The organism is Acidobacteriota bacterium (assembly GCA_026393755.1).
Taxonomy (GTDB): Bacteria; Acidobacteriota; Vicinamibacteria; order Vicinamibacterales; family JAKQTR01; genus JBAXOX01.
In genome coordinates this window covers 86,228-107,473 of record JAPKZO010000024.1, presented here as the reverse complement: position 1 = coordinate 107,473, position 21,246 = coordinate 86,228, and the positions used below count along the sequence as shown (strand labels likewise).

General features: G+C 65.5%; 18 protein-coding genes and 1 tRNA gene. 8 read left to right on the top strand and 11 right to left on the bottom strand.

The window, feature by feature from the left end:
• Positions 1–108: 108 nt before the first annotated feature.
• From NTV05_09830 to gatB, 3 genes are all read right to left on the bottom strand, one after another.
• On the bottom strand, positions 109–996 hold the full coding sequence (locus NTV05_09830; GenBank protein ID MCX6544696.1) for an ABC transporter permease: 888 nt from the start codon (positions 994–996) through the stop codon (positions 109–111).
• Between the two features lie 13 nt (positions 997–1,009).
• Entirely contained in the window at positions 1,010–1,669 is a 660-nt protein-coding gene (ftsE, locus tag NTV05_09825) for a cell division ATP-binding protein FtsE (protein MCX6544695.1), read from the bottom strand.
• 145 nt (positions 1,670–1,814) lie between these two features.
• Positions 1,815–3,263 carry an Asp-tRNA(Asn)/Glu-tRNA(Gln) amidotransferase subunit GatB gene (gene gatB, locus NTV05_09820; protein MCX6544694.1) on the bottom strand — a complete coding sequence of 483 codons (1,449 nt, stop codon included), beginning with the start codon at positions 3,261–3,263 and terminating at the stop codon, positions 1,815–1,817.
• Between the two features lie 226 nt (positions 3,264–3,489).
• On the opposite strand from gatB, the gene NTV05_09815 reads away from it, so the two are divergent.
• Complete coding sequence (locus NTV05_09815; GenBank protein ID MCX6544693.1) at positions 3,490–4,200, top strand: sigma-70 family RNA polymerase sigma factor; 711 nt, start codon at positions 3,490–3,492, stop codon at positions 4,198–4,200.
• Entirely contained in the window at positions 4,187–4,834 is a 648-nt protein-coding gene (locus NTV05_09810) for a hypothetical protein (protein ID MCX6544692.1), read from the top strand. The genes NTV05_09815 and NTV05_09810 overlap by 14 nt, the downstream gene beginning before the upstream one ends.
• 13 nt (positions 4,835–4,847) lie before the next feature.
• Here the strand turns inward: NTV05_09810 and NTV05_09805 are convergent, their stop codons facing one another.
• Positions 4,848–6,158 carry an adenylosuccinate synthase gene (locus NTV05_09805; protein ID MCX6544691.1) on the bottom strand — a complete coding sequence of 437 codons (1,311 nt, stop codon included), beginning with the start codon at positions 6,156–6,158 and terminating at the stop codon, positions 4,848–4,850.
• Between the two features lie 164 nt (positions 6,159–6,322).
• Here NTV05_09805 and hutU point away from each other — a divergent pair, with 164 nt between their 5' ends.
• On the top strand, positions 6,323–7,987 hold the full coding sequence (gene hutU, locus NTV05_09800) for a urocanate hydratase (GenBank protein MCX6544690.1): 1,665 nt from the start codon (positions 6,323–6,325) through the stop codon (positions 7,985–7,987).
• Positions 7,984–9,060: a hypothetical protein gene (locus NTV05_09795; protein ID MCX6544689.1), complete on the top strand. Its 1,077-nt coding sequence runs from the start codon at positions 7,984–7,986 to the stop codon at positions 9,058–9,060. The genes hutU and NTV05_09795 overlap by 4 nt, the downstream gene beginning before the upstream one ends.
• A gap of 29 nt (positions 9,061–9,089) precedes the next feature.
• Here the strand turns inward: NTV05_09795 and NTV05_09790 are convergent, their stop codons facing one another.
• The 4 genes from NTV05_09790 to NTV05_09775 all read right to left on the bottom strand — a co-directional run bounded on the left by NTV05_09790 (position 9,090) and on the right by NTV05_09775 (position 13,785).
• Positions 9,090–10,220 (bottom strand): glycosyltransferase family 87 protein, encoded by a 1,131-nt coding sequence (locus NTV05_09790; GenBank protein ID MCX6544688.1) that lies wholly within the window; start codon positions 10,218–10,220, stop codon positions 9,090–9,092.
• A 116-nt stretch (positions 10,221–10,336) separates the two neighbouring features.
• Positions 10,337–11,275, bottom strand: coding sequence for a ribonuclease III (gene rnc, locus NTV05_09785; protein ID MCX6544687.1), 939 nt, complete (start codon positions 11,273–11,275; stop codon positions 10,337–10,339).
• The gene (locus NTV05_09780; GenBank protein MCX6544686.1) at positions 11,268–13,436 is read right to left on the bottom strand and encodes a SpoIIE family protein phosphatase; all 2,169 of its coding nucleotides are present in this window, start codon (positions 13,434–13,436) and stop codon (positions 11,268–11,270) included. The genes rnc and NTV05_09780 overlap by 8 nt, the downstream gene beginning before the upstream one ends.
• Before the next feature lie 22 nt (positions 13,437–13,458).
• On the bottom strand, positions 13,459–13,785 hold the full coding sequence (locus NTV05_09775) for a divalent-cation tolerance protein CutA (GenBank protein MCX6544685.1): 327 nt from the start codon (positions 13,783–13,785) through the stop codon (positions 13,459–13,461).
• A gap of 188 nt (positions 13,786–13,973) precedes the next feature.
• Between NTV05_09775 and NTV05_09770 the strand changes: the two genes are divergently transcribed.
• From NTV05_09770 to NTV05_09755, 4 genes are all read left to right on the top strand, one after another.
• Positions 13,974–14,228 carry a septum formation initiator family protein gene (locus tag NTV05_09770; GenBank protein ID MCX6544684.1) on the top strand — a complete coding sequence of 85 codons (255 nt, stop codon included), beginning with the start codon at positions 13,974–13,976 and terminating at the stop codon, positions 14,226–14,228.
• A gap of 78 nt (positions 14,229–14,306) precedes the next feature.
• Positions 14,307–14,383 (top strand) — tRNA-Met (locus NTV05_09765).
• Positions 14,384–14,648: 265 nt separating this feature from the next.
• Positions 14,649–15,413: an ABC transporter ATP-binding protein gene (locus NTV05_09760; GenBank protein MCX6544683.1), complete on the top strand. Its 765-nt coding sequence runs from the start codon at positions 14,649–14,651 to the stop codon at positions 15,411–15,413.
• Positions 15,410–17,203 (top strand): hypothetical protein, encoded by a 1,794-nt coding sequence (locus NTV05_09755; GenBank protein ID MCX6544682.1) that lies wholly within the window; start codon positions 15,410–15,412, stop codon positions 17,201–17,203. Before NTV05_09760 ends, NTV05_09755 begins: the two co-directional genes overlap by 4 nt.
• A gap of 827 nt (positions 17,204–18,030) precedes the next feature.
• Here NTV05_09755 and NTV05_09750 read toward each other — a convergent pair.
• From NTV05_09750 to NTV05_09740, 3 genes are all read right to left on the bottom strand, one after another.
• Positions 18,031–18,954: a nucleotidyl transferase AbiEii/AbiGii toxin family protein gene (locus NTV05_09750; protein ID MCX6544681.1), complete on the bottom strand. Its 924-nt coding sequence runs from the start codon at positions 18,952–18,954 to the stop codon at positions 18,031–18,033.
• Entirely contained in the window at positions 18,951–19,583 is a 633-nt protein-coding gene (locus NTV05_09745) for a type IV toxin-antitoxin system AbiEi family antitoxin domain-containing protein (protein MCX6544680.1), read from the bottom strand. Before NTV05_09745 ends, NTV05_09750 begins: the two co-directional genes overlap by 4 nt.
• Positions 19,584–19,957: 374 nt before the next feature.
• Positions 19,958–21,037 (bottom strand): IS630 family transposase, encoded by a 1,080-nt coding sequence (locus NTV05_09740; protein ID MCX6544679.1) that lies wholly within the window; start codon positions 21,035–21,037, stop codon positions 19,958–19,960.
• Positions 21,038–21,246: the final 209 nt, after the last annotated feature.

The following is a 21,246-nucleotide window of genomic DNA, read 5'->3' as shown; positions in this document are numbered from 1 at the left end:
GAACTTGCAGTTGGCTGTCCAGGAAGAGCGCTGTGCATCCGGATCCTCAGACAATGCGAGTGCAGGACGACTCAAGTGTATTTCGACGTCTGCACGCTGTCAAACGGATCACCTGACGTGCCTGGCGGCGAGCCAGCCACCGAAGCACCCGACCGCCATGCCGCCGGCCAGGAACGCCATAGCATTGGAGGCCGGCAGAAAGCTCAGCAGCTCCGGCTCGATGACGGTTGCGAGCACCGCTGCCGTCTGCGCCTTTGCCGCGACAAACGCCGCGTACAAAGCGATCAAGGCCACCAAGGTGCCAACCCCACCGTGAAGCAGACCCTCGGTGATGAGAGGTCCACGGAGGAGTCCGAGCGGCGCCCCCACCAGTTGCATGATCTCGATCTCGTCGCGACGGGCAAGGAGGGCCAGCCGAACGACCGTCGCCACGGTCAGGACGGCTGCCACGATCAGCACGGCGCCGAGCACCCAGCCTGTCCACTCCAGCGCCAGGATGATCGACGACAGCCGGGCCAGCCACTGCCGGTCGAACCGGACGTCGGCGACGCCAGGCAGGCGCTGCACCTTCTGGAGGAGGGCGTCGGCCTCCCCGCTGTCGGCCCCCTGTGGCCGCAGCCGAACATCGAACGACGCCGGCAACGGGTTGTCGGGCGTCCCGTCCAGCCCGGAAGACAGGTCGGGAAAGTCCCGCTGAAATCGCGTCAGCGCATCGGCCTTCGACACGAATTCCCGCGACGCGACGGCGCGGCTCGCGGTCAGCACGCGGATCAGTTCGACGCGCTGCTCCTGCGTGATGTCGTCGCGCAGGTAGATCGACACTTCGGCGGTCGCCGTCCATCGGGCCAGCACACGTTCCAGGTTGACCGTCAGGAGGAGGAACCCTCCGACCACCAGCGCAGCGGCAGCGATGGTCAGCATCGACAGAGCCGAGGAACCGGGCTGCTGCCGGATGCTTCGCGACGCTTCTCTCAGGCAGTACTTCAAGGCGTGCATCGGCGGCTCTTGGTTATGTCGACGGCAACAGCCGGCCGTGATCGAGCGTGAGCGTACGCCGTCCGACGCGGCCGATTAGTTCGCGGTCGTGCGTGGCGACCACGACGGTGGTGCCCCGGGCATTGATGTCCCGGAACAGGTTCATGATCTCGAGGGAGAGATCGGGGTCGAGATTGCCCGTCGGTTCGTCAGCGAGCACGAGCGCTGGTTCATTCACCAGCGCGCGCGCAATGGCGACGCGCTGCTGCTCGCCTCCAGACAGCTCCACCGGATACGCATTCATCCGGTGCTGAAGACCGACCCATTTCAACACCTGGAAGGTGCGTCGCTGCTGCTGCACGGACGTGTCGCCGAGGACGCGCGGCACGAGCGCCACGTTCTCGAGGACGGTCCTGGCAGGAAGCAGCTTGAAATCCTGGAAGACGAAGCCGAGGGTGCGCCGGTAGGTCTGCACCTGGCGCAGCGAGAGCGTCGCCAGATCGTGCCCGCCCACGCGCAGGAGCCCTGCCGACGGCACATCCTGACGCAGCAACAATCGGAGAAGGGTCGACTTGCCGGCGCCGCTCGGACCCGTCAGAAAGACGAACTCTCCTTTGCCGATCGACACCGAGAGATCGCGGAGCGCGTAGATGCCCCGGCGGTAGGTCTTGGAGAGATTTGAGATTTCGATCACGGCAGTTGGCGAGCGGCCACCAGGCGACTGTACACCACACACATTCCGGCGAGGTGGCGCGAGTATAGCACACGGTCTGACGAGATCCCGACCGCGTAGTGGCCGGGTGACACGCGGCCGCGAGTCGGCGCCGAAGGTCCCGTCATCAAACCCCTCCGAGGTCAGTCAGACGCTGCCTGACCAGTTGGTCGACAAGTCTCGGGTTGGCCCGTCCCTGACTGGCTCGTATCACGTGGCCGATCAGAAAGCCGGCCACTCCACGCCGTCCCGCCCTGAACTGCGCCACCTGTTCAGGGTGGTTCGCCACGACGTCATCGACCAGCTTCCGGAGCGCGCCGACGTCCGATTGCTGCGCGAGATGCTCGGCGTCAGCGATCACGTCGGGCGTCTCTCCCGTCCTGAACATGCGGGCCAGCACCTGTTTGGCAGCCGAGTTCGACAGCATGCCCGACGACACCATCGCAATCAAACGGGACAGGCCCGATGGTGTCACCTTGATCGCGTCGATCGGGCACCGGCTCTCGTGCAGCCGGCGGGCCAACTCACCCCTGATCCACATCGCCGCAGCGGAGGGCTCTGCTCCACCGGCCACCGTCTGTTCAAACAGTGTCGCCAGCCCGGGCGACGCGGCGAGGGCGTCCAGATCGTCTCCGGTCAGGCCGTACCGCGACGCGAGGTGTTCGCGCAGCGCGCCGGGCGGCGGGGGCAACGACGCCCGCAGGACCGCGATGGCTTCGTCACCAACGACCAGGGGCGGCAGATCGGGTTCCGGAAAGTACCGATAGTCGTCTGCGTCTTCCTTGCTCCGCATCACCACCGTCTCGCCCGCACGTTCGTCCCAGAGCCGCGTCTCGGTCTCAACCGTTCCGCCGCCGTCGAGCACACGGCTCTGGCGGTCAATCTCATGCGTCAACGCATGTTCGACGAATCGAAAAGAATTCAGATTCTTGATTTCGGTTCGAGAGCCAAGCATGGCGGCGCCCCGAACGCGCACCGAGACGTTCGCGTCGCAACGCAGATTGCCTCGCTCCATGTTACCGTCCGACACGCCGATGGCGACCAGGAGCGCGCGCAGGCGGCGGAAGCACTCCGCCGCATCGGCGGCGGACCGGAGATCGGGCGCGGTGACGATCTCGATCAGCGGAAGTCCGCTCCGGTTGAAATCGAGGCGTGTCGTGCGATCGGCGTCGCGAAAGCCGTCGTGGAGCGACTTGCCGGCGTCTTCCTCGAGGTGGACGCGGATGATGCGGACCTGATGCGGCTGTCCGTCCTCGACCCACTGCAGGTGTCCATCCAGCGCCAGCGGCCGATCGTACTGGGTGATCTGGTATCCCTTTGGGAGGTCCGGATAGAAGTAGTTCTTGCGCGCAAAGACGGATTCGCGCTGCACGCGGCACGCCAGCGCGAGCGCGGCGGTCACCGCCAGATCCACGGCGCGCCTGTTGAGCACGGGCAGCGCGCCGGGCAGGCCGAGACAGACGGGGCAGGTCTGGGTATTGGGGGGAGCCGCCCACAGGGTGGCGCAGCCGCAGAACAGCTTGGACGCTGTCTGCAGCTGAGCATGCACCTCGAGGCCGATGACGGGTTCGTGCATGACGGGTTGGATGCACCGGATCGTTGCGATCGGCGCGTCAGCCACGAGTATAGCCGAGCCGACTTTCGTTCGAGTCGCCAACATCCCCTAACTTTGTCGGGCTCAATATGTTGGCCCCTCGTGCACCCTATCGGATAGGATGGACCCGATCCCCGGCGCTGGTCGCCGCAATCTCGGGGAAATGGTAAACGAAGCCCGGGTTTCAGGCGTAAAACAGGTGTAGAGGATGGTGGCTCGAAAACCCGGGTCCTGGTTCGGCGCGAAGTCGGGGTCTCCGGGTGGCGATCTGACGGCAGAATTGGGTGCCGGGCCAGTCCCGCCGGTCGATCGGGCCAAGCCGGGCAGTTCCGAGGAGGCCCGTCGGGTCAAGGCCCTGGTGCTGTCGGGCGAGATGGACAAGGCCCACGAGGCCTTTGCCGACCTGGTAGCTGCCCAACAGCAACAGGCATCCAGACTGGCGCTGTACCTGTTGAGGGACGTCTCGGATGCCGACGAAGCCGTGCAGGACGCCTTTGTCAAGGTCTTCACGCATATCACGACGTACCGCGAAGACCTGTCATTCGAGGCGTGGTTCACGCGTATCCTGGCCAACACCTGCCGGGATCGCAAGAAGGCGCGGCGGCGGCGGGAGCGGTGGGAACTGACCGGAATCGACGATCATCCCGAGTACGGTTCGCGGGTCGAGCGGGCCGTCTCGCATGCGCCGTCGCCGGAAGACTTGGTGCTCGGTGCGGAGACGCGGCGGACGGTGATGACGGCGATTGACGCCCTCCCCGAACGCCAGCGCACGGTGTTGCTGATGTGCCATGTCGAAGGCCAGTCGCCGCGAGAGGTGGGGATCTTGACCGGGCTCAATGAATCGACGGTGCGAGTTCATCTCTTTCGGGCGTTGCGCAAGTTGAAAGCGGTGCTGGAGGGAAGCCGTGTTCGCCGATAAACATCATCTGGACGACAAGGCGCTCGTTCGACGCTATCTGGCCGAACGGGGGCTCGAGGTGCTGGATGCGGCCGACGAGCCGTTGCTGCGGCACGTGGCGCACTGTGCGTCGTGCCACGCCAGTTACGATGCGCTCGTCGCCGCACTGGATGAGAGCCGCGACGTGGTGGTCGAACGGGTCGATGCCGCCTTCACGGCCGATCGCCTCGTGCACCAGCGCGAGCGCATCATGCGCCGCATCGAAGCGCAGAACGGCGCCCGCATTCTGGCGTTCCCTGCGGTGTTACCCGTCGAGCGCGATTCCCTGCATTTCCGGCCGATGATGCGGTGGGTGGCGGCGGCCGCGATCGCCGGCGTGATGGTCGGCATCACCGCCGGGCGCTACCTGGATGTATTCGAGTTCGCCGGCAGCCGGTTCACCACGCGCAGCGCGGTCGCCATCGCCCCGGCCGGGCCGCAATCCGTGCCTGTCATGCGTGCAGTCGGGGCGAACCGCCCGCAGATGAACGACGACGAGTTCCTGCTGGCAGTCGATGGCGCGCTCGCCGAGCCCCGGACGTCAGAACTGGCTGCGATCTACGCGCTGACGCTTCAGGATCGCGGCGATCCGGGCGTCGTCCACGTGAAGTACTGACTCGCGTGATTTGCTAGCCCCGCTGGGCGGCGGGTGTTCCAAACCACTCGACCGCCCGTGCATCTTCCCTGATGATCGTGTCCTCGCGCGCGGGACCGGTCGACACCAGCAACACCGGCACGGCGATCAACGCCTCGAGGCGGGCAATGTACGCCCGGGCCTCGGCAGGCAGCGCGCCGAAATCGCGCAGACCGGCCGTCGGCGTCTTCCACCCCGGCATCGATTCGAGCACCGGCACGGCACGTTGGACGCGACGGAGATCGGCGGGAAACCGCGTCACCATCGAGTTGTCAATCCGGTAGCCGACACAGATCTCGACCGTGTCGAGGCCATCGAGCACGTCGAGTTTCGTGAGCGCCAACGCATCGAGTCCGTTGACCCGCACGGCGTGACCGACGACCACCGCGTCGAACCAGCCGCAGCGCCGCGGTCTGCCGGTCACGGCGCCGAACTCCTGCCCCCTCGCGCGAAGCGCCGCCCCGGAAGCGTCGTGCAGTTCGCTTGGAAACGGCCCCTCTCCCACGCGAGTCGTGTACGCCTTCGCGATACCGATCACCGCCCCAATTGCCCCGGGGCCGATGCCGAGCCCCGTGCACGCGCCGCCGGCTGTCGCGCTCGAAGACGTGACGTACGGATACGTGCCGTGGTCCACGTCGAGCATCGTGCCCTGGGCCCCTTCGAACAGGATCGATTGTCCCGCCGCCATCGCGTCGGCCAGCAGCACCGACACGTCGGTGAGCATCGGCTCGAGACGCTCGCCAAGCGCCAACGTCTCCCCCACCAGTTCGCGCCAATCGTAGTGCGCGTCCGCGTCCATCAGATTCAGCGTGTCGAGCGCTTGACGGATGTGCTCCTCAACGTACTCCGCATCGGCCAGATCGCACATGCGCAGGCCGCGGCGGGCAATCTTCGCTTCGTAGGCAGGCCCGATCCCCCGCGACGTCGTTCCGATCTTCCGGTCTCCCAGGCTGGCTTCGTTCAGCTTGTCGAGGTCGCGATGGAACGGCAGAATCACGTGCGCGCGGTCGCTGACGAACAGCCGGCCTTCCACCCCGATCGCGGCCTGTTTCAGCTCTTCGACTTCGTCGAACAAGGCCTTCACGTCCACCACGAGTCCGTTGCCAATGACGCAGATCACGCCTGGACTGAGGATCCCGGACGGGATGAGCCGCAGGACGAATCGCTTGCCGCCGACGTGCACCGTGTGCCCGGCATTGTGGCCCCCCTGGTACCGCGCCACGATCGAGAACCGCGGCGCCAGCAGGTCAACGACCTTCCCTTTGCCCTCGTCCCCCCATTGCGCCCCGACTACAGCGATATTCATAGACTGTCCTGCTCCTGCGCGGGCCAAACCATCCCTGGAAAACCAACCGATGATGTTAGCACAGGACCCGGAATCGCAACGCTCTCCGGCGGGCAGGTTGACATCGGCCTCCGGTCCTCATAAGTTCTAGGGCCTATGCCCAAGACATTCATTGAGGTGCCATCATGAACGTGTCATCTGCCCGTCCAGTGCGTGCGCCCCGCGGAACGCTCCTGTCCTGCAAGGGATGGCAGCAGGAAGCGGCCTTGCGGATGCTGATGAACAACCTCGATCCCGAGGTCGCCGAAGATCCGGATCGCCTGATCGTGTATGGCGGAACGGGCCGTGCCGCGCGGAGCTGGGATGCTTTCGACGCGATCGTCAGATCGCTGCGGGCGCTCGGCCACGACGAGACGCTGCTCGTGCAGTCGGGGAAACCGGTCGGCGTGTTCCGCACGCACCCGGGCGCGCCGCGCGTGCTCATCGCCAACGCGCTGCTCGTGCCGGCGTGGGCCACGGTCGAGAACTTCCGCGATCTCGAGGATCGCGGATTGACGATGTTTGGGCAGATGACAGCGGGCAGCTGGATCTACATCGGCACTCAGGGCATTCTGCAGGGCACCTATGAGACGCTGGCCGAGCTGGCGCGTCAGCGTTTTTGCGGCACGCTGGCAGGCCGGGTGTTCGTGTCGGCCGGCCTCGGCGGCATGGGCGGGGCGCAGCCGCTCGCGGCGACGATGAACGGCGGCGCAGCGCTGGTGGTCGAGGTCGATCCGCGCCGGATCGAACGTCGGCTGGCCACCCGCTATGTTGACGAGGCGACCGACAGCCTCGACACGGCGATCGCCGCCGTGACGCGCTGGCAGCATGAGGGGACGGCGCGATCGATGGCGTTGTGCGCCAACGCGGCCGACGTGCTGCCCGCTCTCGTGGCGCGCGGGTTCGTGCCCGACGTGCTGACCGATCAGACGTCCGCGCACGATGCGCTCGACGGGTACGTGCCGAATGGCATGAGCCTGAGCGACGCCACGGCACTCCGCCGCCACGCGCCCCGGGACTACATCGAGCGATCGATCGCGGCCATGGCCACGCATGTCCGGGCGATGCTCGAGTTGCGAAAGCGCGGTGCGATCGCCTTCGACTACGGCAACAACATCCGCGCGCAGGCGGTCAAGGGCGGCGTGGCCGATGCGTTCGACATCCCGGGATTTGTCCCCGAGTACATCCGGCCGCTGTTCTGCGAAGGCAAGGGGCCGTTCCGTTGGGCGGCGCTGTCGGGCGATCCGGCCGACATCGCCGCCACCGACGCGGCGGCGCTCGAGATGTTCGCCGACAATGCGGCCCTCTGCCGGTGGATCAAGATGGCCGGCGAACGCGTGGCGTTTCAGGGCCTGCCGGCCCGGATCTTCTGGCTCGGCTACGGTGAGCGCGCGCGCTTCGGCCTGAAGATCAACGCCCTGGTTCGCGATGGCGTCATCAAGGCGCCGATCGTCATCGGGCGGGATCATCTGGATACCGGCTCGGTGGCCTCACCGAATCGGGAGACTGAGGGAATGCGGGACGGCAGCGACGCGATCGCCGACTGGCCCGTGTTGAACGCGTTGTTGAATACGGCGGCTGGGGCCACCTGGGTATCGGTGCATCACGGCGGCGGTGTGGGCATCGGCTACTCACTACACGCCGGCATGGTGATCGTCGCCGATGGAACGCGCGACGCCGACGAGCGGCTGGAACGCGTGCTGACGTGCGATCCCGGAACCGGCATCGCGCGGCACGCCGATGCCGGCTATCCGAGGGCAATCGAAACAGCCCTCGCACGGGGCGTGAACATCCCAATGCTGCCGCGATGAGCACTGGATTCCAGTATTTCGAATCCGTTGTCCTGGCGGCCCTCGACGCGACGCCGTCGCGGATCCCCGTGGTGGTCGGGCCCTGCGGAGCCGGCCGGACGTCGCTGCTGCGGCGGGTGGGCGACCGGGTTGGCAAACCGCGCTGCCAGTATGTGGCGCTTGATCGCGTGGTGTCGACGCCGGAACGCTTCCTCGCCGAATTGTCGGCCGCATCCCCGTTCGCGTGGGCGCGCCCCGGCGCGTCCACCGCGAGCCCCAGGGAGGCCTTCGACCGGGTCTCGCTGTGTCTGACCGGTGCCCGCTCACCCAACGAGGCACCAGCGACGTGGCTGCTCGACGAGTTTCTCGAACTCAAGACCCTCGAGAGTTTCCCCGGCCTTCGGCGGGTCGTCCCCGAGGCCGTCGAGGCGCTGGCCGCGAGCGACAACCGGTTTGTGTTGACGTCGCGCTTCGTCGCGCGGACGCTGCGCACGTTGCGAGAGGCACCCGAGCGCTTCGTGGTCCTGCACGTGCCGCCGCTCGCGACGGCCGATGTCGCCGCCGATCTCCTGCGGATCCCGGGGTTTCGTTCGGATACCGCCGAAGACGCCGGCCGTGTGATTGTCGCCCTCACGGGTGGCCGACTGGCGTACGCTGCCGATGTCGTACGCGCGCTGGGTGATCCGACCCTGCGCGTCCGGGATCCCATCTCGGCGTTCGCGGCGCTGCTCTCGCCGGGAGGCGCCATCTGCGCCCGGTGCCGGAACAGTTACGAGTTCAGGCTGCATCGCGCGCGCGGCTACGGCGCGCTCAAGGCCATTCTCGGCATCCTCTCCGAAGACGAGCCAGTGACGCTGACGACCGTCGCGACACGGATGCAGCGCACTCCGGGATCAACCAAGGACTACCTCGGCTGGCTCGAGGACGTCGATCTGGTGGTCTCCCATCGCAAACGTTACAGCTTTGCCGATCCGGTCCTGCGCCTCTGGGTGAGGCTGCATACCCACTGCGATGCACCAGACGACACGCGGGTGGCCGATCTGGTGCAGCGATACGCGGCTGCCCGGCTCTCGACCGCACCGGAATCAACCTGACCGGAAATGGGGTCGGACCCCACCGCCGATCACGCAGCCCGACGATCGCGGAGGCGCAGCACGAGGGCGAACTCGACCAGGGCGCACAGGCTGACCAGCCTTGACATCATGAACACGCGATAGGCCTCACGTCCCATCACGTCCCAGAGCGTGAAGGCCGGAATGGCCATGCAGGCGACGACCAGCCACTGGAGCGGCCGTGTCATCTCGCCGAAGCGGTCGATAAGGAGCATCACGGCCGGGGCCGAGACAAGGAGGACGTAGTCCCACCCCTGCGGCGATAATAGCGGAATGAGGAAGAGAAGGAGCGCCGCGTCGAGGTACTCGGGGTGAATCACTCCCCGCGTCTTCAGAAAGGCGCGCGTGCAGGCCGCGAGCAGAACCAGCGTCAGCGCGAGCGCCAGCCAACTGGCCAGCGGGCCGACGCCGAACCACGCCGCGAACATCCCGGCCACCGACGTGTTGTCCTGGCTGGCCAGGTTCGGGGCTGTCGATTGGGTGACCGTCGCAAACCAGCCCTCTAGCAGCGTGAGATTGCCTGACCATCCGTAGCGCAGGACCGGGAGCAGCAATGCAGCAGCGACCACGCCGAGGTAGGCTGCGGCGCCGCGCGTCGGCCGACGCAGGATGAGGTACGGCAGGAACAGAACAGCATAGGGTTTGACGATCGTTGCGGCCGCGAGCCACGCCCCGGCAGCCCCTTCACGCTTCGCCCGCCACGCGGCCACGGCCGAGAGCACGAGCACCGCCAGCAGCACGTTGCTCTGCCCCAGGCCGACCTCGCGGATGAAGAACTTGCCCAGCGCCAGCGAGGCAAACCCGGCGATGACAAACGCTGAATGCCGTCGTTCCGGAAGCAGCGATGTCGACAGCGACACCAGGATCACCAGCAGGACGACCGACAGACCCAGCCAGACCGCGCGGGCGGTCATCGCGGGCAATTGCGCGATCGGGGCGATGGCCAGCGCAAACGCCGGGAAATACTTGAACTGCCAGTGGCCGTCTTCGACCCGATAGAGCGCTTCGCCGGCGGCGGCCCTGACGCCGGCCACGCGGTACACCTCGAAGTCGTACATCTGGTGCTTGAGCCGACTCTGAAACATGGCGGCCGCGCCAAGCAGCAGGCAGATCAGGACGATCCACGCGACGTGTTTCTCCATGACGATCCAGACGCGACGATATCACGCCGCCGCCGCAAACCGCGACTCGTCGAGGCCAGTGCGGGTTTACAGAATGGAAGTCCGTGTGGTGTCTCGCCGACGGGGCGGTGTCGGCGCTACTCGGAGAGGGCCTGACGTCCGAGGCGGGCGGCGTCCTGTTCGGCATCCTTCTTCGTCCGCCCTTCTCCAACGGCGATCACGTCGCCGCGGACGCGAAGTTCGATCCGAAACACTCGCCGGTGAGCGGGCCCGGTCTCGGCCACCACGACGTATTCGGGAAGCGGGTCGCCGCGCGACTGCAGCAGTTCCTGCAGCACGGACTTGTGATCGTCGCTCATGCCGCCGTCGACGGCGGAGTCGCGCATGATCTGGTCGAACTCGCGGACGATGAAGGTGCGTGCGGCGTTCAGCCCGCCGTCCAGGTACAACGCCGCGATCACGGCCTCGAAGACGTCGGCCAGCAGCGCCTGCTTGCGACGGCCGCCCGTCTTCTCCTCGCCCTTGCCGAGCAGCAGATGGTCGCCCAGTTGCAGCCGCGCCGCCAGGCGCGCCAGCGTCGCGGTGGACACGAGCGCCGCCTTCATCTTCGACTTCTGCCCTTCGTCGCGGTCCGGATATCGGTCGAACAGCATGTCTACGATGACCAGCCCCAGGACAGCGTCTCCGAGGAACTCGAGTGACTCGTTGTCCTCGACGCCGCCGGTCACGTCCTCGTTGGCCCGCGATCGATGAGTGAGCGCCTGCTCCAGCAATCCCGGATCGCGAAACTTGTATCCGAGAATCGCCGACACGGCCTGGAACTCGTCACGCAGACGTACGGCCTGGCCCGCGTGCTCGGCACTCCGGTAGTCGGCGATCACCTGCCGCGCCTGCTCGGCGTTCTCGGCTCGAACCGAGACGCACACCGTGCCGAACACGTCCCGGTTGAACGGCAGGACCGAGTTCGGCACGTCGGACTGAATCGCCGCGGGGATGCAGTGGGCGTCGAGCAGGCTCGTGACCACGCTGGCTTCGATGTTCGAGTGGGTGACCAGCACCACGACAGGTTCAGCCATGATTCGATTCGTCCCGCTGGCCGCCGTCCACCTCGAGGAGGATGAGCGTCATGTCGTCGTGCTGGGGGATGCCCCCCACGAACGCGTCGATCTCGCGCAGGATGCGCTCACGCAATTCTTCGACCGACAGATGGGCATGCTCCTCGATGAGCTGGCCCAGCCGGGGCTCGCCGAAGCACTCGGACTGATCGTCCATCGCCTCGCTGATGCCGTCGGTAAAGAACGCGAGCCGGTCGCCCGGCCCGAGCGACAGCGTGGCTTCGTAGAGCAGCGCGCTGAAGCGCTCGCCGTTGTCGAGGCGCAGTCCCAGCACCATGCCATCGGGGACGAGAATCTTCACCCTCCGGCCTGATGCGGGGCTGCCGGGCAGGTACAACAGCGGTGTGTGCCCCGCTCTGGCATACGTCATCGTCCGCGCGGCCGGATCGATGACGGCGTACGTCATGGTGATGAAACTCCGGCTGTCCAGATGTTCCGAGATCAGGCGGTTGGCCGCTATCAGCAGATCCCGCGGCGACTGATGGATCTGGCTGAGAGAGAGAATCAGGCCCTTCAACTCGGCCATATACAGCGCCGCCGACATCCCCTTGCCCGACACGTCGGCGATCAGCATGCCGACCCGGCCATCCGGCAGCGGCAGCACGTCGTAGTAATCGCCGCCCACCTCCCGTGCTGGCACGCAGACGGCCGCCACGCGCATGCCCGGAATCTCGAGCGGGCCTCGCGGGAGCAACGACATCTGGCTTTCTCTGGCGAGGCGCATCTCTTCGTCGAGTCGCTTCTTCTCCGCGGACTGGCGCAGCAAGTCTTCGATGCTCGCGGTCATCAGGTTGAACGAATCGGCCAGTTCGCCCAGCTGATCGTCGGCGCGGACGGCGATGCGATGCCCGAAATCTCCCTGCCTCACGCGTTCGGTCCCGGCGAACAGCTCGTGCACCGAGCCGGTGATCGATCGAGCCAATGCCATACCCGTGGCCGCTGCGCCGACCTCGATGATCAGGAACAACGCGGTCACCCCGAGCAGCCAGTAGATAAGCAGGTCCTCGAAGGTGCGCTTTCCGATCGAGGCCTGCGTGACCGACAGCCGGTGATAGATGCCCTGCACGCTCATGCCGATCTGCAGCGGCAGTGCCTCGGCTCTTCCGGATGGCCAGTCGTACACGTCCAGCAGCGCCACCGACGGGATCGGGGTCGGCTCTCCAGGGCCGGCCGCGCGCGCGGCGACGGGGCGCGCCTGGCCCTTGAGCGGGGTGGCCGCCGGGGCGATCAGGCTCGCACGGCCTATCGCGATACTGGTGGCTTCCTCGATCCGCGTCTTGACGGTTTCCGACACCGGCAGATCGGCGACAACCGCGTAGCCGGCCGACCTCGGCGACATTGCCACGGCGCGCACGACGAGAGTCGCCTCTCGATCGACGGCGGTCGCGTCCCCGACTTCGTACGCCAGAGCCCCCGCGAATCCGTCACATCCGATCCAGAGCGGCAGCTGCTCCGGCGGCTCGCCAACCGCCCACTCGCCGACCGTGACGGGCGAGGCTCGCAAGACAGCACTTAGGGCCGATCGCCCGCCGTTCTGGCCGGCGCATCGTTTGGGATCGATGGGCACGACGGCTAGTGAGAGACCCGGCAACCTCTGCCGATTCGACGCGCGGTGGCGCTCCAGGATGGCCGTCGCGTCGGTGCGGTCCGACGCACGCTCGAGCTCGACAGCCGCGCTGGCGGCGACGCTGGATGCCCGGTTTCCGAGTTCAGCCAGCGACGAACGCACGAGGTACGAACTGACGTTGGTGAGCAGCAGCCAGCCGCACAGCACGAAGAAGATCACGATCAGGACGGCCGGCACGAACCCGATGAGCAGATACGAGACTATCAGCTTGCGGCGCACGCGCCAGAGCAGACGGCGACGGGCCACCTGGACGAGCTTGTAGACCATGACGCCGGCGCCGGTGGCGAGCGCGAGGCCGCCCAGGCTGCTCAGCACCTGCAGGACGCCGGAAACTGCCACGCCGGCGGAGGACAGGGCGAAGATGATGATCTTGACGCTGGCGCCGACGGCGATGAGGTACCCGGCGATGCTCGTCAGCATGAACGCCCGCACGCCATCGAACGCGGTTCGGGGCTGCCCTGACGGCGACTGGACGGGTTCTGACGGACGTGCCATCTGACGTGTCAAGGATGATAGCTCAGCCAAGCACCGACTGACGAACCCACGCCAGATAGTCGTCGCTGCCGCCGGCCGCGGTGAGGACGATGAACTCGGGCACGGTACAGGGATGCAGGATCGTCAGCCTGGCGCGCAGATCCTGGATGCGACTCGCGGCGGTTTTAATGATCACCTGCCGTTCGACGTCCTCGGTCACGCTGCCCTCCCAACGGTAGGTCGAGCGCACCTCGGCTGAGACGGAGACACACGCCGCCAGATGTTCTTCCACCAGAGCAGTCGCGAAGGGGCCTGGGTCGGCGCCCGCTGGCAGCGTGGTGAGTACGATCACGACGTCGGACGGCTCCACGGTTTGGCTCCTCGGATCCGACAAGAATCCTCTTGCGTTTTCCGGTGTACAAACGTCGCGAGTTAGGGTACAACAGTTGGCTGATGCCTGCCACGCGCATGAAGACCAATGGTGTCGCGAACGCCCGTACGTGGGGACGCGGCCGTCGTCACGTGCTGATTGGCCTCGGATTCGCGGTCTGCCTTCTCATGATCAACGGCATCGTCGGCGATAACGGCGCGTTCGCGCTGATGCGGGCACGAGCGCAGTACGCGGACATGGCGAACGCCGTCGCCACGAAGAAGGCGGAGAATGCGCGAATGCGCGAACAATGGCGCCGCCTGGAGACCGACCCATCCGCCATTGAGGACATCGCGCGGCGCGAGCTCGACCTTATCAAGCCGGGCGAGATGCTCTTCATCGTCCGCGATGCGCCGGGCGCAAGAAAGAAAGAAGAGCGATAGCCCCCTCGCGTGTTTGCCCGCTCTCGGCTGGCGTGGTATCATCAGTTGATATGGCGCATGCGAGTGATGCGCCCGTGACGCGGGGTGGAGCAGTCCGGTAGCTCGTTGGGCTCATAACCCAAAGGTCGGGGGTTCAAATCCCCCCCCCGCAACCATGAAAGCCGCTTGGGAAACCAGGCGGCTTTCGCCTTGTACGGGGGATTTGAACCTTTACTGACCGGCAACCACGGCACCCGACCTGATGCCGAGGTGCCGCGTTGCATTGCCCCCCCCCCCGCAACCATCACGGCCGCAGGTTCAATAGCCTGCGGCTGTTACACTTGTGGCCAGAGTTCTGGAACATGGTCTAGACTGCGACGTCGGGCCGCGCAGTTGAGTTTGTCCACATCGCCCTTGTGACAGAAAGGCGGCGGTAAGCCGATGCTGGAGGCGAGGGGTCTTACGAAACGCTATTCAGGCGTGGCAGCCGTTCAGGACGTCAACTTCTGCGTGAAGCCTGGCGAGATTCTCGGCTACCTGGGACCGAATGGGTCGGGCAAGACGACCACCGTCAACATGGTGACTGGCCTCCTCGATCCGACGTCCGGCCAAGTCCTGTTCGACGGCCGAAACATCCATGACGACCTCGTCGGGTTTCGACGCCGTCTCGGGTACGTTCCCGAAGAACCGCACCTTTACCCTTTCCTGTCCGGCCGCGAGTTCCTGCAGTTGGTCGGTCGGCTGCGCGAGATCGCGGCACCGACACTCGAACGCCGAATCGACGGGCTCCTGCACCTGATTGGACTCGGAGATGACGGAGACCAGGCGATCGGATCGTACTCGAAGGGCATGAGACAGAAGGTACTGATCTCCGCCGCGATCGTACACAATCCCGATCTGCTGATCTTCGACGAACCGCTTTCGGGCCTCGATGTGACGGCAGCCTTGGTGTTCAAACACCTCGTTCGGACGCTAGCCGAGCGGGGCAAGACGATCCTCTACAGCTCCCACGTCCTCGAGGTGGTGGAGAAACTGTGTTCGCGAGTAATGGTCTTGAACCGCGGCCGCGTCGTGGCCGACGACTCGGTAGAGCATCTCCGCGAGTTGATGGCGCGGGACACGCTCGAGGAGGTGTTCGCGCAGCTTGTCTACCGTGATGACCCCGAACGTGTGTCGAAGGACATCGTCGACCTGGTGGAGCAATGAGCGATCAGGGCTCGGTCGGCTTGCTTCGACGAATCTTCTTCAGGCGCTTCTTCGACAACGACCTGATCTCCCCGAGCGGTGACGACCACGAAAACGTGAGTCTTGTATTCGCCCTTCTGGCCGTGCCTGGGCTGCTCGCGGTCGCCCCGTTGTTGCTGAAGTACATGAACCGGTACATCTTGCCCGGTCATCGTCTGCTCATCGCGCTCGACGACAAGTTCACGTGCCTCGCGCTCTCGATGATCGTGATGGGGATCGTCACGCTCGTCGAGTGGGACGCGCTAGTGCTCGACGTCCGCGACATCGCCATCCTCGGACCACTGCCACTTATGCGCCGTACGCTCCTGCTCGCAAAGCTTGGTGCGCTGGCGCAGTTTGTGGTGGCATTCGCCGCTGCGGTCAACGCGATTCCAAGCGTCGTCTACCCGCTGATTCTGTTCGGGACGTTGCAGCTCAGCATGGCTCGAGGCCTGTGGCTGATGTTCGTTCACGCTGCGGCCTCGCTTGCCGCTGCCGCATTCGCGTTCTTCGTGGTCCTTAGCGTTCGCGTGGTCGCCAGCGGCCTGGCTGGCCCACGGCTTTTCCGGCGGGTGTCGGTCTTCCTGCAAGGCGCGTTGGTGCTGGCCCTGCTGTCTGCCCTCCTCCTGCTGCCGGGCCACCGGAGCGTCGCCGCATCCATCCTTCCGGAAGGCGGGGCGGCGGTCTACGCCAGCCCGCCCATGTGGTTTCTCGGTCTCTACGAATCACTGACATCGGAGGGCGTCCTCGACGAGCCCGACGTTCAGTCGCCCCGCGGCAAGGCGCTGTGGGAGCCGCGGGATGCCGGCCGCGCCCAGGCGGAGTACCTCGGACTGATGCCTGTGTTCAACCGACTCGCTGCTGTCGGCGCCGGTGCTCTCGCACTCGCGGCTTTGGTCGCCTTCGGCGGATACGCCCTCGAAACCCGGCGGTTGGCGCGGCGGATGTCGAGGGGACAGGCGTCCGTTTGGCCGAAGTTGCTTCGAATTGTCTCGTCGGCCGTCGAGCGGACGCTCGTGCGTGACCCGATTGGACGCGCCACTTTCTTCTTCACGCTCCAGACCCTGGCGCGCAGCAGCACTCAACGCTTCTATCTCGCGGCCTGTGGAGCGGTGGCCTTCGCCGCAACCGTGGTCCTCATATCACCGGGCGAGGCGGCGCGCGCGCTGACGACGTCCACGAATCCCACCGCCGCCCTGCTCGCCGTCCAGATGGTCGTAGTGTTCTGCGTGTGCGTTGGCCTGCGAGTCGGCTTCGCCGTACCGGCGGACCTCCGCGCCAACTGGACGTTCCGTGTAACGTGGATGCGCGAGCCCACCCGGTACTTTTCCGGCGTCCGGCGCGCGGCGCTCCTGGTCGCCATGGTCCCGCTCTTCGCCCTGGCGCCACTTCATGTCCTAGCATGGGGGTCGGCCGTCGCCGCCCTGCATCTGGTGGTTGGCATGCTTGGCGCCGCCCTGCTGGTCGAAGTCGCCTTCTTCGATCTTCGCTCATTGCCGTTCACTTGTGCCTACGGCTCGACCGGAACGCTGAAGTTCACTTGGCCGCTGTATTTCGGAGCGTTCCTGCTTTCCACGGTCGGTTTCGGCCGATTGGAGGCTTGGGCCATCGAGACGCCGTCGCGAGCCGCGTCGCTCGTAGCAGCGCTGCTCTTGGCTCTCCTCGTGGTTGCCCTTTATCGCACGCGCCGAACGCGGGCCGTGACTGAGGTCGCCTTTGACGTTCCGGACGACCGTGCGACCCAACGCCTCGGCGTAAGCGGCGCCAGCTGAGCGGTCGCCCTCCGACCCAGTGTGGTGCGAGGCTTTATGGTGGTGGTCGATCGACCTGGCAACAGCCGACGGTTCGCTTGACCGGTCGAGTCGCAGCTTCCGCCAGAGAAGTCGAAGGCGAGTCGGGTCCCACCATGGCGATTCCGGTTCAGACAGCCTTGGTGAATGGGTGGGCTGGACTGGCCGTCGCTCCGATAACTGCGTCTGTGAAGGGAGCGCGACAGGCGGGTCAAGGCCGCGTCCGCGGCGAGCGGAGCGAGCGAAGCCTTGACGCGTCGGAGCGGTCCCGCATGATCGGGTTCGGAGCGACGGCATCGCCGCACGGTTGGCATGACATTTCGTAACGCTCCGCGACCCGCCATGCAGCTGTGCATCCGCGTCCCGCGGCGGCCGGCGACGCACGAGTTACCGCGAGCGAAAACGCACGCGCCAGACACGATGAACTCGACGTCGTCAGCACGGGAGATCTGGCCGACATTGCACGGCTGGATCGGGCTCGCATTCCACGCGGACAATGACGGCGATATGCGGGGCGTGAGCGACCCCCCGGGACGGCCCTGGGGCCGGTAGCCGGGGTAAAAAGGGGGGTCGCTCACGCCCCATCTCCGATCGTCTGCTCCCCTCGGTGGCGATCGGCGCGGCGAGGAACGCCGCTCATTTGTGATTCAGAAAGCTGGCGGCAAGTTATTGACTGCGTGGGACTAAGTTGAGGTTAGGAACTCGTTGACGCTGTTGCACATCCTGCGGTCACTAAGGATAGGCGAAATCGGCAGAGGGGGGAACAGTGCGCTTTGGAGGGTGTTCCCCCACCCGTTCCCCCTGCATCATCATTTCCATGGCCCGCCAGGCTCCCATCGCTGCTCGAAAACAGACCCTGCGGCGGCGGCCATGGCCGGCGGCAGAACGAAGCCGGCGACCGTGGCTGCAACGTCGTGAAGCGGACTCGGCTGGAGAGTAAATTCCGTGCGCCGAAGGAACCCTTGCCATTGCGCCTGCTTCGCCGGATCGCCCACGAATGTGGCGGTGAGCGCCACCGGCACTGCGGTCGGCAACGGTGTTCTCCTGCGTTCAAACGTGGCTCCGAAGGCCCGGGCGAGAACGGCACCGTCGAATGCCAGGGAGCCGGCGATCGCCCACAGATCGTAGAAGTCCTTCATGCGGCTGTTCGCCATCCCGAGCGCGACGAGCGCGTGGAGTTTCTCGGCGACAACAGTCTCAGCCGGATAGGTGCGGAGCTTCGCGCGAGGCATATCGAGGAGTGACGGGTATTCCAGATCCAGAACGCCCGGCGTGATTGCATCGCCGTACCCGATGTCCACGTGGATCGCGAGGCGGGCACCCGCGATCATCGCGGTCATCGTCATCCGCGCGCCTTGGTACTCCTGGTCCTCACGCGCCGCCTCGACCCTGAGCGTGTCGGCGAGGAACGTGACGCCGTCATCCTCGACAACGACCGAGCAGACCTCGCGGATGGCCCGTGCGAGCAACTGCGGCTCTGGGTCGCCCGAGCCGAGCAGGTCGAGATCCGCGGTCGTGCGGTACGGTGCAGTGGCCCAGACGGCAAAGAGCATCGCGCCCTTGAGTACGAATCGTTCCCGATGCCGGGACAGGCTCAGTCTGTACAGCAGCCGCTCAATCGCGTAGCGTGTCATCACGAGTTGTACGTTTGCGGATCGCGATCGAGCCTGCTGAGTCAGGCGCTCGCGAACCGACGCGGCCATGTTGCGCGGCCGTTCGCGACTCGGGCTCATACCATCGCCTCGAGATAGGGACGCATCACGTTCCGAACGCGGCAGACCGATGCAAAACGCCAGAGTTCGTCCACTGTCGCGCGCCTGTGCCGGAGGCAATCCCGTAGCGCCTCCATGGCGACGTCGAGCCCGACGCGATTCCGGTACTTGAAGCAGTCAGCGACCGTCTTCGCCGGCACAGTGATCGGCACCGAAACTCGCTCGATCACGTGCCGCGCGATGCCTGCCGTGAGAGCGTCCCCCCGAGAACGGACAATCTCCAGGGGAACGGGCGGGTTGCGCGGGGTCCATGCCTTCGAACCGATTAGTATCCAGACGGCGCGTGGCAGTTGCGTAGTGAGTTCGTGGAACTGCAGCGCCGACAGGAGGCACACGGTGGCCCCAGGCGCGACGCGGGCAGTCTCAGCAAGGCTGTGCGCCGCGGACAGTTCGGCATTTGGAACCTGATAGAGTCCTCGCGCCGTGCGCACAAGCAGCCCTCTGTCGCACATCCGGCGAAGGGCGGTGCGGGCGATGCCCGCGGTCTCGAAATCGCGGGTACGCGCAATACCCTGGCGACGAGCTACAGCGATGGCTCGCTGCTCAGGACTGCCGCGCCGCGCTGTTACATTCACAAGGTCTTTGCGCATAATGACCTATGTATTGTAACACCGACTCGCCCATTCCTACCGGGACCCAGCGACCGAAATCGCCACGTCACCACGGTCGGCGCGCGACCGGTGGAGTCGTCTTCCCGCGTCGTGCCGTTTCACGGTATATAACCTCAACTGACGTGAGGGATTATGCCTTCCAGTGGATAGTGAGGCAACAACTGCCCCCTCTCACGCCGCCCCGCACCACAGCTGCAAGTACCGTTGGTTGCGGCCCCCCGCAACCATCTTCGAGAGGGCCGAATCCATTGAGCCAATCATGGGTCCGGCCCTTTCCACCTCTGGTCGCGATTTCGGCCGCATCTAACAGCCATCTAACGATCCTCACCGGAGTGGGCTTTCCCTCCCGACGGCTAGTGTAGTGTCTCGAACGCTTCTTTACATTTGGCGACTTTGGCCAAGATCTGCTCCACGGATGCGGTCCATTTGAAGATTCTGGGATTCTGGTTGTGGTTGTCCAAGTACTCCTGAATCGCGGCGATCAATTCCGGCACGTTCTTGAAGACACCCCGGCGGATGCGCTTGTCGGTGATATCGCGAAACCATCGCTCGACCATATTGACCCAGGAACTCGACGTCGGGATGCAGTGCAGATGAAACCTGGGATGTCGTGTGAGCCACGCTTGCACGCGCGGATGTTTGTGGGTCGCGTAGTTGTCCGCGATGATGTGCAGGTCCAGGTCGGGTGGGGTTTCGACGTCGATCGTGTTGAGGAAGCGGATGAACTCCTGATGTCGATGGCGTGGCATGCACTCGCCGATCACCGTGCCATCCAGCATGCTGAGAGCCGCAAACAACGTGGTCGTACCATTCCGCTTGTAATCATGTGTCATCGTCCCACAGCGGCCCTTCTTCAAGGGGAGCCCGGGTTGGGTGCGATCGAGCGCCTGGATTTGGCTCTTTTCGTCGACGCACAGGACCAGGGATTTGTCCGGGGGATTCAGATACAGTCCGACGACGTCGTAGAGCTTATCGACAAAGTGTGTATCTCGGCTGATCTTGAAGGTCTTGGTGAGATGCGGCTTGAGGCCATGTTGCTTCCAAATACGCTGCACGCTGGCCGGGCTGATACCTTGCGCGTCGGCCATCGTGCGCACGCTCCAGTGGGTTGCCGCCGACGGCGTGGTGCGCAGGGTCGCGTGGATGACCGCCCGCACTTTCTGTTCGGGGATGCTGGGCAGGCGACCGGGGCGCGGCGCGTCCTGTTCCAGCCCCGCCACGCGCAACGCCAGAAAGCGTTCGCGCCACAGTTGCACGGTTGGCCGAGAGACACCCACCTCACGCGCGATGTCCTGATTGGCCATCCCGTCGCTGGCCAGTATCACGATTCTCGCACGCTGCATCAGACGCAAAGGGAAACTCCTCCCTCGTTCCCAGGTCGCGAGGGTGGCGCGCTCATCAGGAGACAGTACGACCGGTGGCGCGGTTCTCATGCCGAGAGCATAGCTCCCGACGAAGCTGTATGTAAAGTTATGTGTGAGACACTACACTAGCATGGGGGCCGACCGTCGCCGCCCTGCATTTGGTGGTTGGCATGCTTGGCGCCGCCCTGCTGGTCGAAGTCGCCTTCTTCGATCTTCGCTCATTGCCGTTCACCTGTGCCTACGGCTCGACGGGGACGCTAAAGTTCACCTGGCCATTG

What these genes read in the sequence shown, in the direction of transcription:
- NTV05_09790 (MCX6544688.1), bottom strand. Translation starts at nt 10,220, where the DNA reads ATGGAGAAACACGTCGCGTGGATCGTCCTGATCTGCCTGCTGCTTGGC.
- NTV05_09830 (MCX6544696.1), bottom strand. Translation starts at nt 996, where the DNA reads ATGCACGCCTTGAAGTACTGCCTGAGAGAAGCGTCGCGAAGCATCCGG.
- NTV05_09755 (MCX6544682.1), top strand. Translation starts at nt 15,410, where the DNA reads ATGAGCGATCAGGGCTCGGTCGGCTTGCTTCGACGAATCTTCTTCAGG.
- NTV05_09795 (MCX6544689.1), top strand. Translation starts at nt 7,984, where the DNA reads ATGAGCACTGGATTCCAGTATTTCGAATCCGTTGTCCTGGCGGCCCTC.
- rnc (MCX6544687.1), bottom strand. Translation starts at nt 11,275, where the DNA reads ATGGCTGAACCTGTCGTGGTGCTGGTCACCCACTCGAACATCGAAGCC.
- NTV05_09780 (MCX6544686.1), bottom strand. Translation starts at nt 13,436, where the DNA reads ATGGCACGTCCGTCAGAACCCGTCCAGTCGCCGTCAGGGCAGCCCCGA.
- NTV05_09760 (MCX6544683.1), top strand. Translation starts at nt 14,649, where the DNA reads ATGCTGGAGGCGAGGGGTCTTACGAAACGCTATTCAGGCGTGGCAGCC.
- NTV05_09770 (MCX6544684.1), top strand. Translation starts at nt 13,974, where the DNA reads ATGATCAACGGCATCGTCGGCGATAACGGCGCGTTCGCGCTGATGCGG.
- NTV05_09750 (MCX6544681.1), bottom strand. Translation starts at nt 18,954, where the DNA reads ATGAGCCCGAGTCGCGAACGGCCGCGCAACATGGCCGCGTCGGTTCGC.
- gatB (MCX6544694.1), bottom strand. Translation starts at nt 3,263, where the DNA reads ATGCACGAACCCGTCATCGGCCTCGAGGTGCATGCTCAGCTGCAGACA.
- NTV05_09745 (MCX6544680.1), bottom strand. Translation starts at nt 19,583, where the DNA reads ATGCGCAAAGACCTTGTGAATGTAACAGCGCGGCGCGGCAGTCCTGAG.
- NTV05_09805 (MCX6544691.1), bottom strand. Translation starts at nt 6,158, where the DNA reads ATGAATATCGCTGTAGTCGGGGCGCAATGGGGGGACGAGGGCAAAGGG.
- NTV05_09815 (MCX6544693.1), top strand. Translation starts at nt 3,490, where the DNA reads ATGGTGGCTCGAAAACCCGGGTCCTGGTTCGGCGCGAAGTCGGGGTCT.
- NTV05_09740 (MCX6544679.1), bottom strand. Translation starts at nt 21,037, where the DNA reads ATGAGAACCGCGCCACCGGTCGTACTGTCTCCTGATGAGCGCGCCACC.
- hutU (MCX6544690.1), top strand. Translation starts at nt 6,323, where the DNA reads ATGAACGTGTCATCTGCCCGTCCAGTGCGTGCGCCCCGCGGAACGCTC.